The 16121-nt window shown below is 73.3% G+C and carries 17 protein-coding genes and 1 pseudogene; 11 read left to right on the plus strand and 7 right to left on the minus strand.

Annotated features, from left to right (window positions below):
- Positions 1-57: 57 nt before the first annotated feature.
- On the plus strand, positions 58-1920 hold the full coding sequence (locus DEJ50_RS21390) for a peptidoglycan binding domain-containing protein (RefSeq protein ID WP_317852556.1): 1863 nt from the start codon (positions 58-60) through the stop codon (positions 1918-1920).
- Between the two features lie 82 nt (positions 1921-2002).
- Here DEJ50_RS21390 and DEJ50_RS21395 read toward each other — a convergent pair whose 3' ends face one another.
- Positions 2003-2800: a transglutaminase-like domain-containing protein gene (locus DEJ50_RS21395; protein WP_223837860.1), complete on the minus strand. Its 798-nt coding sequence runs from the start codon at positions 2798-2800 to the stop codon at positions 2003-2005.
- On the minus strand, positions 2797-3801 hold the full coding sequence (locus tag DEJ50_RS21400; protein ID WP_150209563.1) for a GNAT family N-acetyltransferase: 1005 nt from the start codon (positions 3799-3801) through the stop codon (positions 2797-2799). The genes DEJ50_RS21395 and DEJ50_RS21400 overlap by 4 nt, the downstream gene beginning before the upstream one ends.
- Before the next feature lie 116 nt (positions 3802-3917).
- Between DEJ50_RS21400 and fdxA the strand changes: the two genes are divergently transcribed.
- Together fdxA and DEJ50_RS21410 are read left to right on the plus strand one after the other, a co-directional pair.
- Positions 3918-4250: a ferredoxin gene (gene fdxA / locus DEJ50_RS21405; protein WP_150209564.1), complete on the plus strand. Its 333-nt coding sequence runs from the start codon at positions 3918-3920 to the stop codon at positions 4248-4250.
- An 84-nt stretch (positions 4251-4334) separates the two neighbouring features.
- Positions 4335-5429, plus strand: a complete 1095-nt coding sequence (locus tag DEJ50_RS21410) for a bifunctional succinyldiaminopimelate transaminase/glutamate-prephenate aminotransferase (RefSeq protein ID WP_150209565.1) — start codon at positions 4335-4337, stop codon at positions 5427-5429.
- 100 nt (positions 5430-5529) lie between these two features.
- Here the strand turns inward: DEJ50_RS21410 and DEJ50_RS21415 are convergent, their stop codons facing one another.
- Both DEJ50_RS21415 and DEJ50_RS21420 read right to left on the minus strand, forming a co-directional pair.
- Positions 5530-5859 carry an ATP-binding protein gene (locus DEJ50_RS21415; protein WP_150209566.1) on the minus strand — a complete coding sequence of 110 codons (330 nt, stop codon included), beginning with the start codon at positions 5857-5859 and terminating at the stop codon, positions 5530-5532.
- 154 nt (positions 5860-6013) lie between these two features.
- Positions 6014-7033 carry a hypothetical protein gene (locus DEJ50_RS21420; RefSeq protein ID WP_223837861.1) on the minus strand — a complete coding sequence of 340 codons (1020 nt, stop codon included), beginning with the start codon at positions 7031-7033 and terminating at the stop codon, positions 6014-6016.
- 76 nt (positions 7034-7109) lie between these two features.
- Between DEJ50_RS21420 and dapE the strand changes: the two genes are divergently transcribed.
- Positions 7110-8189: a succinyl-diaminopimelate desuccinylase gene (dapE, locus tag DEJ50_RS21425; RefSeq protein WP_150209567.1), complete on the plus strand. Its 1080-nt coding sequence runs from the start codon at positions 7110-7112 to the stop codon at positions 8187-8189.
- 64 nt (positions 8190-8253) lie between these two features.
- The gene (locus DEJ50_RS21430) at positions 8254-9009 is read left to right on the plus strand and encodes a TIGR00730 family Rossman fold protein (protein ID WP_150209568.1); all 756 of its coding nucleotides are present in this window, start codon (positions 8254-8256) and stop codon (positions 9007-9009) included.
- Positions 9010-9027: 18 nt separating this feature from the next.
- Here the strand turns inward: DEJ50_RS21430 and folP are convergent, their stop codons facing one another.
- Positions 9028-9888, minus strand: a complete 861-nt coding sequence (gene folP, locus DEJ50_RS21435) for a dihydropteroate synthase (protein WP_150209569.1) — start codon at positions 9886-9888, stop codon at positions 9028-9030.
- A gap of 109 nt (positions 9889-9997) precedes the next feature.
- Between folP and DEJ50_RS21440 the strand changes: the two genes are divergently transcribed.
- On the plus strand, positions 9998-10360 hold the full coding sequence (locus DEJ50_RS21440) for a DivIVA domain-containing protein (protein WP_223837862.1): 363 nt from the start codon (positions 9998-10000) through the stop codon (positions 10358-10360).
- The gene (locus tag DEJ50_RS21445) at positions 10357-10965 is read left to right on the plus strand and encodes a DNA-3-methyladenine glycosylase I (RefSeq protein WP_317852557.1); all 609 of its coding nucleotides are present in this window, start codon (positions 10357-10359) and stop codon (positions 10963-10965) included. The genes DEJ50_RS21440 and DEJ50_RS21445 overlap by 4 nt, the downstream gene beginning before the upstream one ends.
- On the opposite strand, the gene DEJ50_RS21450 is transcribed toward DEJ50_RS21445, so the two are convergent.
- Positions 10950-11753, minus strand: coding sequence for an enoyl-CoA hydratase/isomerase family protein (locus DEJ50_RS21450; protein WP_150209571.1), 804 nt, complete (start codon positions 11751-11753; stop codon positions 10950-10952). The two genes, DEJ50_RS21445 and DEJ50_RS21450, sit on opposite strands and share 16 nt — an antisense overlap.
- A gap of 328 nt (positions 11754-12081) precedes the next feature.
- Between DEJ50_RS21450 and DEJ50_RS21455 the strand changes: the two genes are divergently transcribed.
- On the plus strand, positions 12082-12249 hold the full coding sequence (locus DEJ50_RS21455; RefSeq protein WP_003966491.1) for a DUF3117 domain-containing protein: 168 nt from the start codon (positions 12082-12084) through the stop codon (positions 12247-12249).
- 108 nt (positions 12250-12357) lie between these two features.
- Here the strand turns inward: DEJ50_RS21455 and DEJ50_RS21460 are convergent, their stop codons facing one another.
- A complete protein-coding gene (locus tag DEJ50_RS21460) occupies positions 12358-13020 on the minus strand; it encodes an O-methyltransferase (protein ID WP_150209572.1) in 663 nt (220 codons plus the stop codon).
- Between the two features lie 134 nt (positions 13021-13154).
- Between DEJ50_RS21460 and sigE the strand changes: the two genes are divergently transcribed.
- The 3 genes and pseudogenes from sigE to DEJ50_RS21475 form a co-directional block, all read left to right on the plus strand.
- On the plus strand, positions 13155-13925 hold the full coding sequence (sigE, locus tag DEJ50_RS21465) for an RNA polymerase sigma factor SigE (protein ID WP_150209573.1): 771 nt from the start codon (positions 13155-13157) through the stop codon (positions 13923-13925).
- Complete coding sequence (locus tag DEJ50_RS21470; protein WP_150209574.1) at positions 13922-14620, plus strand: anti-sigma factor family protein; 699 nt, start codon at positions 13922-13924, stop codon at positions 14618-14620. Before sigE ends, DEJ50_RS21470 begins: the two co-directional genes overlap by 4 nt.
- Positions 14621-14808: 188 nt before the next feature.
- Positions 14809-16110 (plus strand): annotated as a pseudogene (locus DEJ50_RS21475) (S1C family serine protease); the annotation flags it as partial.
- Positions 16111-16121: the final 11 nt, after the last annotated feature.

Here is a 16121-nt window from a genome sequence, read left to right on the forward strand (position 1 = left end):
GGTACGCCGCCGTACGGATCACGCCAGTACCCGGCGAACGCCCCGGAGGGGAACACTGTGACTTCCAAGCCGTCCACGCCCGCCGGCGACTCCGACGGGCCGAAGACCGAGACCACGCTGACGACCCGGATCCGGATCAACATTCCGGGTTCCCGGCCGATTCCGCCGGTGGTCGTACGCAAGCCGGTGGCCGAAGCGGAGGCCGGAGATCCGGTCGAGCCTGCCGAGGCCGCACCGGAGCCCGCCCCGGCTCCGGCGCCCGCCCCGGCCGAGCCGGAGACCAGCAACTGGTTCGCCCCGCGCAAGCCGGCCGCCGCTGCTCCGGCGCCGGCCCCGGCTGCCGCCCCGGCGCCCGCCGCGCCGCCCGCCCCGGCTCCGGGCCGGCCGGGACTCCCGACCCGTCAGCCGCAGGCCTCCGCCCCGGGCCAGGCACAGCCGCCCGCGCCGGCCGCCGCGTACGGCTCCGGCCGCCCGGGTGGCCCCGGTGTCGGTGCCGGCGCCCCCGGCTCCCGGCCGCCCGGCGCGGGCCCCCGCCCCGGCGCTCCCGGTGGCCAGGCTCCCCATGACTTCCCCGGCGGCCCCGCCGGCCCCGGCCAGGCCCCCGGCGGCCCGGGCTTCGCGCCCGCGGGCGGCGGCTTCGCCCCGGACGCCGGCCCCGGCTACGGCACGGGCGGGCCCGCCCCGCACGGCTTCGCCCCCGCCCCCGGCGGCAGCCCGGCCGGGCCCACCGGCGGCCCCGCCTTCGGGACCATGCCGGTCAGCGGCCCTCCCCGGGCCGACGAGGACTTCCCCGGCCCCGGGCCCGCCCCGAGCTGGCCCGGCCCGGAGTTCGACGGCGGTGCGCCCACCGGAGCCCTGCCGCGCATCGACCACCCGGCGGCTGCTCCGATGCCGCGGCCGGTCCCGAACCCCACCCCCACGCCCCGGCCGGCCCCCGCCGCCTCGGCCTCCGAGCCCGTCCCCGCCCCCGCCAAGAAGAAGGGCCGCTCCAAGCTGGTCCTGGCCGGCGGCGGCATCGTCGTGCTGCTCGGCGTCGCCTACGGCGCGGGCCTGCTGCTCAACCACTCCGACGTACCCAAGGGCACCACCGTCCTCGGCGTGGACATCAGCGGCACCCGCGAAGAGGCCGTCGCCAAACTGCAGACCGCCTTCGGTAACCGGGCCGCCGCCCCGCTGCAGCTCACCGTCGGGGGCAAGCAGGTCGAGCTGAAGCCCGAGAAGGCCGGGCTGTCCCTGGACAGCCAGACCACCGTGCGCAACGCCGCCGGCAGCGACTACAACCCGGTCACCGTGATCGGCTCCCTCTTCGGCCAGGAGCGCCCGGCCACCCCGGTCATCCCGGTCGACGAGGAGAAGCTCCAGGTCGCCCTCCAGGAGCTGGCCGGCACCTCCGGCAGCGCCGTCGAGGCGACGATCAAGTTCGAGCCGAACAAGGTCACCGCGGTCCCCGGCAAGGCCGGCAGCAGCCTGGACGTGGAAGCCTCCATCGGCAAGGTCACCGACGCCTACCGCGCCCTGGTGGAGACCGGCCAGTCGGCGCCCGTCGAGCTCCCGGTGACGGACAAGGCCCCGACGGTCGGCCAGGCCGAACTCGACCGGGCCATGAACGAATTCGCCAAGCCCGCCATGTCCGGGAACGTCACGGTCAAGGCGGGCGCCAAGTCCATCCCCTTCGGCCCGTCCCGCTCGCTTCCCAAGATCCTCAGCATGGTGGTGGTGGACGGCAAGCTGGTCGAGAAGTACGACCTCGCCGCGCTCAAGGAGCTCTACGGGAACACCTTCGACGGGGTCCAGGTCATGCGCGGCAACGGCGAGAAGACCGCGGTCACCCCGGAGGACGTGGCCGGCGCCCTCGGCAAGGCCCTGCGCGGCAAGACCGCCGCCGAACGGGTCGGGGTCATCGAGACCAACGCGAGCTGACCGGCCCGCTGTCCCGTCACACGAGCCCTGCCCGGGGATCCGGGCAGGGCCCCTGCCGTGGCCGCGGTGCCCCGGGCCCCGCTCAGTTCAGCAGGGCCCGTGCCGCGAGCGCCTCCGCGCGGAGCCGGGCCGCCGCGTCCGCGTCCACCGCCGAGACGACCTCGGCGTACGCATCGAGCTCGGCCGCGCCCGCCGTGAACTCCCCCCGGTTGACCAGCAGTCGTGCCCGCTCGTAGCGGAGCGAAGCCGGGTGCGAGGGCAGCAGCAGCGACAGGTCCAGCGACCACAGGGCCACCGCCGACTCCTCCGGCCGGGCGGCGGCCCAGGCACGGATGTTGTTCAGGATGCGCAGCACGATGTCCAGGGTCCGGGCCGGCTCCAGCGGCCCCGCCTCAGCCGCCACCCCCGCGGGGCCCGCGCCGAGCGCCGCGCCGCCCGCGAAGGGGTCCACGTGCACCCGCTCCTCCGGGTCCCCGAAGCCGACCACGAAGTGCCCCGGCAGGCCCAGCCCGTACACCGGGGCACCGGCCCGGCGGGCCACCTCCAGCCAGACCACCGACAACAGGATCGGCAGCCCGCGCCGCCGCCGCAGCACCTCGTGCAGCAGCGAGGAGGACAGCCGGCCGTAGTCGGCCGGGGTGCCGTGGAAGCCCAGTTGCCCGCCCAGCAGTTCCGACAGGGCCGCCGCCCACTCCCGCGGGCTCCGCAGCCCGTACGGCAGCAGTCCGGCCAGCCGGTCGAGTTCGATCTGGGCCTCGTCCACGGCCCGTTCGTCCAGGGACGGATCGGCCTCTGCCGCCAGATACAGGCACAACAGCGACAGGTCGGGGCGTTCCGACCGTGCTTCCGCCGCGAACTCCGCGCGGAACGCGCCGCTCACGATCCCTCCGCCCGGAAATGGTGGTATGCGTGGTGCGTTGCGAAACCCAGTCCGTCGTAGAGTCCGCGGGCCCCGTCGTTGTCCGCCTCCACCTGGAGCCAGGCCGCCGAGGCCCCCTCGTCGAGGGCCTGCCGGGCCAGCGCCGCCATCACCGCCGTCGCCAGGCCCTGCCGCCGGTGCTCCGGGGCGACCTCCACCGCGGCGAAGCCGGCCCACCGGCCGTCCACCACGCACCGTCCGATCGCCTGCCCGGGCACCGAGGCGAACCACACCGAGGGCCCTGCCGAAGGTCCCGGCGACAGGACGGCCCGGGCCACCGCCGGGTCCGCGGCCTTCGCAGACCGCCCGTACAGCGCCATCCAGTCCTCGTCGCAGTCCCGGGTGAGGGCCACACCTGACACATTCGCCTCCAGATCGCCGACCGGTGCGAGCGAGGCGATCCTGACCTCCGCCGAGACCTCGCGCACCCAGCCGCGCTCGGCCAGCTGCGCGCACAGCGCCTCCTGGGTGCCCACGGCCCCCGTCGCCGTCTGTACGTACGGGGGGAGTCCCCGGTCCGTGTACCAGGCCGTCACCCGCGCGAGTGCTTCGTCCAGAGGCATCCCCGGGTCGCCCAGCGGAAGTACCGAATTGGCCCGCCGGGTGAATCCGGCCGAGGCCCGCAGCGTCCAGTCGCCCAGCGGCTCGTTCTCCAGCGGCTGCCAGGCCCGGGCGGCGGCCCGCGCGAGCTCCTCGAAGGAGGCCGAGGGGCCCCGCCGACGGGCCGGTGCCGGAGGCACCACCTTGCCCGCGACCAGGGACGATTCCGCGATACGGACGGTTTCACCGCTCTTTCGTGTGATCAGCAGCACACCGTCCGTCCACGATACGAGAACACCCACCACGTCCGTGAACTTCCCACCGCCCCCGGGGGCCGTGACGGCACAGCGCACGGACACCCGTTTACCCACGTCAGCCGGGGTAATGCGAATCTCCATCAGTGCACCAGCGGTGATTTCCACAGCTCTCTAGCCCCTCTTGTTCGGATCGTGGCCGGGAACGGCGATACTAGGTGTGGGCATCGACGACGCCGCGCTCCCGCGCGATATGGACAGCCCTACCGAGGAGGAACGAGAGCGTGACCTACGTCATCGCGGAGCCTTGTGTCGACGTCAAGGACAAGGCATGCATCGAAGAGTGCCCCGTCGACTGCATCTACGAGGGCCAGCGGTCCTTGTACATCCACCCGGACGAATGCGTCGACTGTGGTGCCTGTGAGCCGGTCTGCCCGGTTGAGGCGATCTTCTACGAGGACGACACCCCGGAGGAGTGGAAGGACTACTACAAGGCGAACGTCGAGTTCTTCGACGAGCTCGGTTCGCCCGGTGGTGCCTCCAAGCTCGGCCTGATCGAGCGCGACCACCCCTTCATCGCAGCGCTGCCGGAGGGCATCAACCCGCCGGCGCACTGATCTCCCACCCCGGTCCGGTACGGCGGCGCCCGCCGTACCGGACCGGGGTGTTTTGCACCGCGTTCGAGAAAGAGAGCACGCACCGTGGCCGCTGTTTCGTCCCGTCTGCCCGCGTTCCCCTGGGACAGGCTGGAGCCGTTCAAGGCGACCGCCGCCGCCCACCCGGACGGCATCGTCGACCTGTCGGTGGGCACTCCCGTCGACCCGGTTCCCGAGCTGATCCAGCAGGCCCTGGTCGCCGCCTCCGACTCTCCCGGCTATCCCACGGTGTGGGGGACCCCCGCGCTGCGCGACGCGATCGCCGGCTGGGTGGAGCGCCGCCTGGGCGCGCGGGCGGTGGGCCACCGCAACGTGCTGCCGGTGGTCGGCTCCAAGGAGTTGGTGGCCTGGCTGCCGACCCAGCTCGGCCTCGGTGCGGGGGACAAGGTCGCGTACCCGCGGCTGGCCTACCCGACGTACGAGGTGGGAGCGCGGCTCTGCGGCGCCGAGGCCGTGGTCTACGACGACCCGACCGAGCTCGACCCGGCGGGCATCAGGCTGCTGTGGCTCAACTCCCCGTCCAACCCGACCGGGAAGGTCCTCGCCAAGGAGGAGCTGATCCGGATCGTGGCCTGGGCCCGGGAGCACAACATCCTGGTCTTCAGCGACGAGTGCTACCTGGAGCTGGGCTGGGAGGCCGAGCCGGTGTCCGTGCTGCACGAGGACGTGTGCGGCGGCTCGTACGAGGGCCTGGTCGCGGTCCACTCGCTCTCCAAGCGGTCCAACCTGGCCGGATACCGGGCCGCCTTCCTGGCGGGCGACCCGGCCGTGCTCGGCGAGCTGCTGGAGATCCGCAAGCACGGCGGGATGATGACCCCGGCCCCGGTGCAGGCGGCCACGGTCGTCGCGCTGGGCGACGACGCGCATGTGGCGGAGCAGCGGGAGCGCTACGCGGCGCGCCGGTCGGCCCTGCGGGCCGCGCTGGAGGCCCACGGCTTCCGGATCGAGCACAGCGAGGCCAGCCTGTACCTGTGGGCGACCCGGGACGAGCCCTGCTGGGACACCGTGGCATACCTCGCCGAGCTGGGCATCCTGGTGGCGCCGGGCGAGTTCTACGGCGAGGCGGGTGCGCAGTTCGTCAGGGTCGCCTTCACCGCGACCGACGAGCGGGTCGCGGCGGCGGTCAAGCGCCTCGGCTGAGCGCACCGCCGAGCACGGCCGAGCCACGGCCAGGCACAACGCCCGAGGGGGCCCGGAGCACATGCTCCGGGCCCCCTCGGGCGTTGGGTGCCGGCCGGCGTCAGCCGCCGAGCGCGGGCAGCGTCTTGGCCACCGGCAGCGCGTCGGCGGTCGGCAGCTCGGGCAGCGCGTCGGTGGAGGGCAGCTTGTCGGCGGGCAGGCCGCCGAGCAGCTGGCCGGTGGGCAGCTGCTCGGTCGGCAGTTCGCCGGTCTGCTGGGTGGCACCGCCGACCAGGCCGGTGGCGCTGTCCAGCGCGCTGACCGAACCCAGGTCCGGGACCGCCTCGAGGCCCGCGGCGCTCGCCGAGCCGGCCGCACCGACCACGGGGGCTGCTCCGGCCGCGATCAGCAGGGCGGCACGGGCGATCCGGCGGGTCATGGGGAGGGACATGGTGCGTGCTCCTAGCGTTTGCTTGCTGAGTACGCCGTGAACAACTGCTCCAAGGGGTCAGGAGGTTGCGGAATTCCCGGGTAAAGAACTGGCAATGGGTCGTTTTATCGGCTTCATTGCCGCATTCCGCTCCCCGCCCGGGGGATGTCCTGCACTACCGTGCGAGGAATATCAGGACCGCCCGGGGGTCCCCCTTGGAGTTCCCCGTGCGCGCATCCCCGTCCGCCGGCTTCCCCGCGCCGCCGGTGTCCTTCCAGCCGCCCTTGTTCTTCCCGGCAGTCCAGGACCGGCCCGCATACGACACCCGCTCGATGCCCAGCTCCGCGGCGTGGGCCACCGCCCAGTGCGCCACCTCCCAGCCGCGCCGGTCGCCGGCACCGCCCGCGCCGCCCGCCGTGCCGCCCGCCGCGCCACCCGCCGTGCCGCTCCGGCCGGCCGCGGCCGGTGAAGCCGGCACCGGCACCGACAGCACGCCCTCGTCCCCGGCGGCCGAGCCCGCCTTGGCGCCGCCGAACACCCGGTCCAGCCGCGCAGTGATCCGCGCCCGGTCGGCCGGGCCCTGCGGAACCGGACCGGTGCAGGTCAGAGCACCGGGCGCCCGTCCGGTCAGGACCGACGCCAGCACGATCGCATCGGGCTCGTGCTTGGCGTACGCCTGCGGGAAACCGCTGCGCTGGACCTTCTGCGCGGCCACCGTCAGCGGCAGCCGCGAATACCCCGGCACCTCGGCCAGCCGGTCGTAGAAGATCCCCGCCGAGTAGACCGGGTCCCTGATCTGCTCCGGGGTGCCCCAGCCCATCGACGGCCGCTGCTGGAACAGGCCCAGCGAATCCCGGTCCCCGTGGTCGAGGTTGCGCAGCGAGGACTCCTGGATGGCCGTGGCCATCGCGATCGTGACGGCCCGCTCCGGCATCCCCTTGGCGGTGCCCACGGCCGCGATCGTCGCCGCATACCCCGCCTGCTCCGGGGTCATCGAGTACGAGGAGCCCTCACCTCCGGCCAATCCATCGGCCGCCCGGACGGTGCAGCGCGGCGCCCCACCACCCGTGGAGTCGTACTGAACCAGGAAATATCCGGCGAGCCCGAGCAGGACGAGCAGCGCCGCCGCCAGACGGAACGGGCGGCGACGGCCAGGTCGCGGGCTGTGCTGAGCAGTCTCGGACACGCCGCCCACCGTACTTGAGCCGAATGACGCGTCCGCCCCCCGGACGCGCCCCCCGCGCCCCGAGGCCGGAGAGTTAGGGTGCCTCATGACCGAATCCGAGCTCGACCTCACCCTGGACGCCGCTCAGCTGACCGCGCGGCTGGTGGACATTCCTTCCGTGAGCGGCGACGAGAAGGTCCTCGCCGACGCCGTCGAGGAAGCACTGCGCGCGCTGCCGCACCTCACCGTGGACCGCTACGGCAACAACGTCGTGGCCCGTACGAACCTCGGCCGGGCCGAGCGCGTCGTACTCGCCGGCCACCTCGACACCGTGCCGATCGCCGACAACGTGCCCTCCCGCCTGGACGAGAACGACGTGCTCTGGGGCTGCGGCACCACCGACATGAAGTCCGGGGTCGCCGTCCAGCTGCGCATCGCGGCCACCGTCCCCGCGCCCAACCGCGACCTGACCTTCGTCTTCTACGACCAGGAAGAGGTCGCCGCCGACCTCAACGGTCTCGGCAAGGTCGCCGAAGCGCACCCCGACTGGCTCACCGGCGACTTCGCCGTCCTGCTGGAGCCCTCCAACGCCGAGGTGGAAGGCGGCTGCCAGGGCACCCTGCGGGTGCTGCTGCGCACCGCCGGGGAGCGCGCCCACTCCGCCCGCAGCTGGATGGGCTCCAATGCGATCCACTCGGCCGCACCGATCCTCGCCACCCTCGCCGCCTACCAGCCGCGCAAGCCGGTGATCGACGGGCTGGAGTACCACGAGGGCCTGAACGCGGTCCGTATCGAGGGCGGCGTCGCCAACAACGTCATCCCCGACGCCTGCACCGTGACGGTCAACTTCCGCTACGCCCCCGACCGCAGCGAGGAGGAGGCCCTGGCGCACGTCCGCGAGGTGTTCGCGCACTGCGACATCGCCGAGTTCGTGGTCGACGACTCCTCGGGCGGCGCCCTGCCCGGCCTCTCCCACCCGGCCGCCGCCGCCTTCATGGAGGCGGTCGGAGGCCGCGCCATGCCGAAGTTCGGCTGGACCGACGTATCCCGGTTCAGCTCCCTCGGCGTCCCCGCGGTCAACTACGGGCCGGGCGATGCGCTGCTGGCCCACAAGGTCGACGAGCGGGTCGAAACGAAGGCCATCCTGCATTGCGAAGAACGACTCCGCGCCTGGCTGACCTCCTGAATTCCGCCTCCCGTCACCTTTGTGCGCCTACCCTGGCCGGACGATCGTCAGGAGGGAGCACACAATGGCCAATCCTGTAAGCGGCCGACGCAGGCCGGAGGAGCAGCAGCTCGGTCCGGTCCTGCGGAGGCGCAGCCAGGTACAGGCGGGCAGTACGACCGACCAGCGGCTGCTGGACTCGGCCGGACCGTCGGAGTGGGTGCACACCGATCCCTGGCGGGTACTGCGCATCCAGTCGGAGTTCATCGAGGGCTTCGGGACGCTGGCGGAGCTGCCGCCGGCCATCAGCGTGTTCGGCTCCGCCCGGACCCCGGCGGACTCGCCGGAGTACGACGCGGGCGTGCGCATCGGCCGGGCCCTGGTCGACGCGGGGTTCGCGGTGATTACGGGCGGTGGGCCGGGCGCCATGGAGGCGGCCAACAAGGGGGCCCGGGAGGCCAATGGCGTCTCCGTCGGCCTCGGCATCGAGCTGCCCTTCGAACAGGGCCTCAACCAGCATGTCGATCTGGGCCTGAACTTCCGGTACTTCTTCGTCCGCAAGACGATGTTCGTGAAGTACAGCCAGGGCTTCGTGGTACTGCCCGGCGGCCTCGGCACGCTGGACGAGCTCTTCGAGGCGCTCACCCTGGTCCAGACCCAGAAGATCACCCGCTTCCCGATCGTGCTCTTCGGCACGGCCTACTGGAGCGGCCTGGTCGACTGGCTGCGTTCCACCGTCATCGCCCAGGGCAAGGCCTCGGAGCACGACCTCCACCTGTTCCACGTCACGGACGACGTGGACGAGGCCATCGCGCTGGTGACGAAGGAAGTCGGCAAGTAACCGTCAGGCAAGCCACCGTCAGGCAAGTCCCCGGCGGGCCACCGCCGGGGGCCGCAGGCCCTGGATGGACCTGACCATGTCCAGGATCTGCCGGGTCTCCGCGACCTCGTGGACCCGGTAGACCTGGGCGCCCAGCCAGGCCGAGACGGCCGTGGTGGCGAGCGTGCCCAGCAGCCGCTCCTTGACCGGCATGTCCAGGGTCTCGCCGACGAAGTCCTTGTTGGACAGCGAGACGAGCACCGGCCAGCCGGTGTCCGTCATCTCGCCGAGCCGGCGGGTGGCCTCCAGCGAGTGGCGGGTGTTCTTCCCGAAGTCGTGGCCGGGGTCGATCATGATCGCGTCCCGGCGGACCCCCAGGGCCGCCGCCCGCTCCGCCAGCCCCACCGTGACCCGCAGGATGTCCGCCATCACGTCCTCGTACTCGGTCCGGTGCGGCCGGGTTCGCGGCTCGACCCCGCCCGCGTGGGTGCAGACCAGCCCCACGTCGTACCGGGCGGCCACCTCCGCCAGCTTCGGGTCCACCCCGCCCCACGCGTCGTTCAGCAGGTCGGCCCCGGCCTCGCAGACCGCCTCGCCGACCTCGTGCCGCCAGGTGTCCACGCTGATCACCACATCGGGGTGGCGGCGGCGGACCTCCGCCACGAAGCCGACCGTACGCCGGGCCTCCTCGACCGCGTCCACGTGCTCGCCGGGACCGGCCTTGACCCCGCCGATGTCGATGATCGCGGCGCCCTCGGCCACCGCCTGCTCGACCCGGTCCAGGGCCGGCTCGTCCCGGAAGGTGGCGCCCTGGTCGTAGAAGGAGTCCGGGGTCCGGTTCACGATCGCCATGATCACCGGTTCATGCGTGCCGAATTCACGCCTGCCCAGTCGCAGCATCCCCTGTTTCCTCCTTCGACGGTCCGCCTGCGACCTTAACCGCCGCGGGTCCGTGCGACGATCGGGGCCCAGGCAGTGTCGGTGTCCCGTCTCTGGAGAGTGGTCGGTCGTGTTCTGGTTCTTGCTGATCGCGTTGGTCGTGGTCGTCGCCGCGGTCACCCTCGCGGTGATCGGGGGCGGCGAGGAGGCGGTGCTCGCCGAGGCGGCGCCGGAGCAGGTGGCCGACGGGCTGCCCGAGCACCGGGCGGTGGCCGCCGCCGACGTGGACGCGCTCCGGCTGCCGGTCGCGGTGCGCGGCTACCGGATGGCCGAGGTGGACGAGGCCCTGGCGCGGCTGGCCGCGGAACTGGCGGGGCGGGACGAGCGGATCGCCGCGCTCGAGGCCGCGCTCCGCCCGGCGGCGCCCCCGGTGCAGGGCCGGCCCCCGGCTCCGGCGCCGGGCGCCCCGAGCCTGACCAAGGGGGAGGAGTGAGCCCGGCCGGCCCCGTGCTGGCCGGCCCGGACGGGGCCCTGCGCTGCCCGTGGGCCCTGGCCACCGAGGACTACATCGCCTACCACGACCGGGAGTGGGGGCGGCCGGTCCACGGGGACGACGCCCTGTACGAGCGGCTGTGCCTGGAGGCCTTCCAGTCCGGGCTGTCCTGGCTGACGATCCTGCGCCGCCGGGCCGCCTTCCGTACCGCCTTCGCGGGTTTCCGGATCGCCGAGGTCGCCGGGTTCGGCGAGGCGGACCGGGAGCGGCTGCTGGCCGACCCCGGCATCATCCGCAACCGGGCCAAGATCGAGGCCGGCCTGGCCAATGCCCGGGTCCTGGCCGGCTGGGCCCCGGGGGAGCTGGACGCCCTGATCTGGTCCCACGCCCCGGCGGAGCCCGGTCCGGCCCCGGTGAGCACCACCCAGGTGCCGGCGGTGACCCCGGAGTCCACCGCCCTGGCGAAGGCGCTGAAGCAGGCCGGGATCCGCTTCGTCGGCCCGACCACCGCCTACGCCCTGATGCAGGCGTGCGGCCTGGTGAACGACCACCTGGCCGCCTGCACCTCCCGCGAGGGCGCGGAGCGCGCTCAGCGGCCCAGGTAGCGCGGGGCCTCCTTGGCGAGGAAGGCCTGCACGGCGATGGCGTGGTCCTCGGAGGCACCGGCCATGGTCTGGAGGGCGTCCTCCTTCTCCAGGGCGTCCGAGAGGGAGTGCGAGGCCCCGTAGGCCAGCGAGGCCTTGATCGCCGCGTAGGCCACCGTGGGGCCGTCCGCCAGGGTGCGGGCCACCGCCGCCGCCTCCGCGGCCAGCGCGTCCGAGGGGACCAGGCGGTTGGCGATGCCCAGGTCGTACGCCTCCTGGGCCTTCAGCGAGCGGGGGAAGAGCAGCAGGTCGCTGGCGCGGGAGGCGCCGATCAGGCGGGGCAGGGTCCAGGAGACCCCGGAGTCCGCGGTCAGCGCCACCCCGACGAAGGAGGTGTTGAAGGAGGCGGTGTTGGCGACCACCCGGAAGTCGGCGGCGAGGGCGAAGCCGAATCCGGCGCCCGCCGCGACCCCGTTCACGCCCGCGACCACCGGCTTGGGCATCTCGGTGATCGCCCGCACGATCGGGTTGTAGTGGTCGGCGACGGTCGACATGGTCAGCGAGGTGCCGGTCTCGCGGTCCGAGATCAGGTTGCCGACGTGTTCCTTGAGGTCCTGGCCCACACAGAAGGCGCGGTTGCCGGCCGCGGTCAGCAGCACCGCCCGGACGGCGGTGTCCTGGCCGGCCGTCTGGAGCGCGTCCCGCAGGGCCACCTTCGCCTCGGTGTTCATCGCGTTCATCGCGTCCGGGCGGTTGATCGTGATCGTCGCGAGTCCGTCGGTCACTTCGTAGAGCACGCTGTCGGACATGGCGGGGGTCCCCCTTCGTCGCGGGTCTGCTCGAATCGGCTCGGGTCAGCATGGCGGACCGGACCGGGCCCCGGCAGGCGGCGTCGTGTGATGTGTGTCAAAGAATGCGGGCCGGGGAGGCGGGCGGCGGTGGCGAAGTATCGCAGGCGGATCCCCGAAATGAGTGGTTTTGGTCGAGCGCGTTGCCCAAGCGTTCCCTGCTGATGTTGGTCATCGGGTCCTGACATGCGGGATAATGGCTGGGAAGCAATGTGTTCGATGCCGGGTCTCAGGCGCCTGAATGGGGCCGTCGGCTGACGATGAGCTGGTTTCAGGAAGGGGAACGAGCATGGCGGCCATGAAGCCGCGGACGGGCGACGGCCCGCTCGAGGTGACCAAGGAGGGGCGGGGCATCGTCATGCGCGTACCGCTCGAAGGCGGCGGTCGGCTCGTGGTCGAGCTGACCCCGGACGAGGCCGACGCCCTGGGTGACGCCCTGAAGAAGGTCGTCGGCTGACGCCGACGCTCGTACTTCTCCGTTAAAGATTCCGGTACTGCCCCGGTCGCTCCGTGCGACCGGGGCAGTGCTGTCTGTACCTGCGGCCTGCGGCCTGCGGGCGCCGGGTCAGCGGCGGACGGCGCAGAGCAGGCCGTCGCCCACCGGCAGCAGGGCGGACTCCAGGGCCGGGCTCTCGCGGACCGTGCGGAGCAGCTCGCGGACCCGGAGCACCTCGGTCTCCTGGGCGGTGGAGTCGACCGTACGGCCGTCCGCGAAGACCCCTTCGAAGCAGACCAGACCGCCCGGCCGCAGCAGGCGCAACGATTCAGCGAGGTAGTCCAGCGACTCGCAGGGGTCGCCGTCGCAGAAGACGAGGTCGTACCCGCCGTCGGCGAGCCGGGGCAGGACGTCGAGGGCGCGGCCGGGGATGAAGCGGGCCCGGTTGCCGGCGAAGCCCGCGGCCCGGAAGGCCTGCCGGGCGAAGGCCTGCCGGTCGGGCTCGGGGTCGACGGTGGTCAGCACCCCGTCCGGGCGCATGCCGTGCAGCAGGTGGATGCCGGAGACCCCGGTACCGGTGCCGATCTCCGCGACCGCCTTGGCGTCCGCGGTGGCGGCCAGCAGGCGCAGCACGGCCCCGGTGCCCGGGGAGACGGCCCGCAGGCCCGCTTCCCTGGACCGGTCGCGGGCCCACCGCAGAGCGTCGTCCTCGGCGACAAACGCGTCGGCGAACGCCCAGCTCGTCTGCCGGTTGCCGGTAATGACCCTCTCCTGTCCCCTTAGTTGGCGCAACGGTGACTGTATCCGTTGGCCGCGGGAACCCGCAGATGGGACCGGGCGTTGGGAGGGGTGAGGGCGTGCGGCGCCCACCGCCCGTGCAAAGTTCGGGCAAAAACACTTATCCGGAGCTGACGGAGGGGGTGGCTATGGTAGGGGCTCCACTGGACTCCACCAGAGCCGATAGGGGAGGTGCGGCTGCGCCTGTGGATCGTGGAGGCGTCCTGAGACGTCTCTTCTGGTCGGCGGGTGAGCCGAAATCCGTGACCGACAATGCTGACCGCTTCCACACCGCCGCCACCGCAACCACCGCGACCTTTGCCGCCGATGCGGGCTCACAGGCGTGGACCCCTCCCAGTTGGGAGGAGATCGTCAGCACGCACAGCGCCCGTGTCTACCGTCTCGCATACCGCCTGACGGGCAACCAGCACGATGCCGAAGACCTCACCCAGGAGGTCTTCGTCCGGGTCTTCCGGTCGCTGTCCACCTACACGCCCGGCACCTTCGAGGGCTGGTTGCACCGCATCACCACCAACCTCTTCCTGGACATGGTCCGCCGCAAGCAGCGGATCCGGTTCGACGCGCTCGCCGACGACGCCGCCGAGCGGCTGCCGAGCCGTGAGCCCTCCCCGCAGCAGGTGCTGCACGACACCCACTTCGACGCGGACGTCCAGCAGGCGCTCGATACCCTCGCCCCCGAGTTCCGTGCGGCCGTGGTGCTCTGCGACATCGAAGGACTGTCGTACGAGGAGATCGCCGCCACCCTCGGCGTGAAGCTCGGCACCGTGCGCAGCCGTATCCACCGGGGCCGTTCCCACCTCCGCAAGGCGCTCAAGCACCGGTCTCCCGAGGCCCGCGCGGAGCAGCGTGCGCTGGCGGGGGTCGGCGGCGGAGTCGGGGGAGGAGGCGGGACCGAGTGAGCGGAGCCAGTCCCTCGCCGTCACCGGCGGAACAGCACCTCGGCGACCGGCTCGCCGCCCTCGTCGACGGGGAGCTGAGCCATGACGCGCGCGAGCGGGTGCTCGCGCACCTGGCGACCTGCGGCCGTTGCAAGGCCGAGGCGGATGCGCAGCGGCGCCTGAAGACCTTGTTCGTGGAGAGTGCGCCGCCCGCCCCGTCGGCCGGGCTGCTGGCCCGCCTGCAGGGCCTGCCGGGCCAGCCCGGCGGACCGGGCGCACCGGGTGTGATGGGCCTGCCGGGTGCGCCGGGTGTGCAGGGCCCCCCGGGTGCGGACCCTTTCGGGTTCGTCCTCCCGACCGCGCCGCCCGTATCGCAGCGCCGGCCGGGCTTTCCCGTCCATGAGGTGGGCCGGCCCCGGCGCCGCTTCGCCTTCGTGGCCGCGGGTGCGGTCTCGCTGGCGGCCATCGCGCTCGGCGGCACGCTGCCCATGGAACCCCGGGTCGAACCGAATGCCCGGGGCGAGGGCGGCGCGAGTGTCACCCCCGCGGCCCGTCCCGGGGTGACCGGCGGCGCCGTACCGGTGAGCGATGCGGTCGTCCGCACCCGCCAGCCGAGCCCCTCCCTGGTGGCCGGCTGGCGTCCGGCCGGCCATCCGGCGCAGCCCGCGCCGACGCCCGCGGCACCCTCGCACCGCCCGGTCTCGCTGACGCGCTGACCCGGCGGCCGGCCGGACGCGGGGCCGTGGAAGAGGCCCCGCGCGGCCGGGCGGACCTGGTTGAATCCTCCGCAGACGGGCCGCCGGGCGGTGCACGACGTATGCGGGGAGAACCCATGTCCGACAACCAGGCGACCGACGCGACCCAGCAGGCTCCCCGGTGGTGGAGCCGGCCTGCCGGGCCGGCGCCGGACCGCGCGGAGCCGGGGCAGGGGCCGGTCGGGCCGCAGCAGCCCGGCCCGGAGTCCGGTGGCCATGAGCCCGGTGGCGGGCAGGCCGGTCCGGCCGGCGAGGCCACCGGCACGCAGCCCGTCGTACCGGGCCCCCGCTACGACCCCTGGCAAGAAGCCCCGCTGCAGATCTTCGACGCCGCACCGGCCCGCCCGCGCCGCCGCTGGACGGTGGCCGTCGGCGGTATCGGCATCGCCCTGCTGGCCGGCGGTGTCGGCGGCTATGCGGGCGTCCTGGCCGAGCGCCAGGCCTCCACCCGGCTGGAACTCCCGCAGGCCGGCCCGGAGAGCGGCCGGCGGGCCCCCACCAGCGTGGCCGGGATCGCGGCCACCGCACTGCCCGGGGTGGTCACCCTGCACGTCAGCGGCGGAGGCAGCGGCGGCACCGGCACCGGCTTCGTCCTCGACCGCAACGGCCACATCCTCACCAACAACCATGTGGTGGCCGGCGCCAAGCAGATATTCGTCACCTTCAGCACCGGCGAGAGCGTGGCCGCCACCCTGGTCGGCCGGGACACCGGCTACGACCTCGCGGTCGTCAAGGTCGACGGGGTCAAGGGCCTCAGCCCGCTGGCCCTCGGCAACTCCGAGAACGTCCGGGTCGGCGACCCGGTGGTGGCCATCGGAGCCCCCTTCGACCTCTCCAACACCGTCACCGCCGGGATCATCAGCGCCACCGGCCGGCCCATCACCGCCGGCGGGGACAAGGGCGACGGCAGCGACATCAGCTACGTCGACGCCCTGCAGACCGACGCCCCCATCAACCCCGGCAACTCCGGCGGGCCGCTGCTCGACAGCCGGGCCCATGTGATCGGCATCAACAGCGCCATCCGCGGAGCCGAGGAGAGCGGGGACGGCGGCCGGAACGGGGCCCGGCAGGGCGGCAGCATCGGACTGGGCTTCGCGATCCCCATCAACCAGGGCAAGCGGGTCGCCGAGGAGCTGATCCGCACCGGCCGGGCCACCCACCCCGTCATCGGGGTCACCCTCGACATGCAGTACTCGGGAGACGGCGCCAAGGTCGGCACCCGGACCGAGGACGGAAAGTCGGCCGTCATCGCCGACGGCCCGGCCGACCGGGCCGGGATCCTGCCCGGCGACGTGATCACCAGGGTGGACGGACAGCGGGTGCACGGCGGGGACGAACTGATCATCAAGGTCCGGGCGCACCGGCCCGGCGACCCGCTCCGGCTGACCGTGCTGCGCGACGGGCGGGAACGCACTCTGGAACTCGTCCTCGGTTCGGCGAACGGCTCATGACGAGTGAGTTA

The organism is Streptomyces venezuelae, from assembly GCF_008642295.1.
GTDB classification, from domain to species: domain Bacteria; phylum Actinomycetota; class Actinomycetes; order Streptomycetales; family Streptomycetaceae; genus Streptomyces; species Streptomyces venezuelae_C.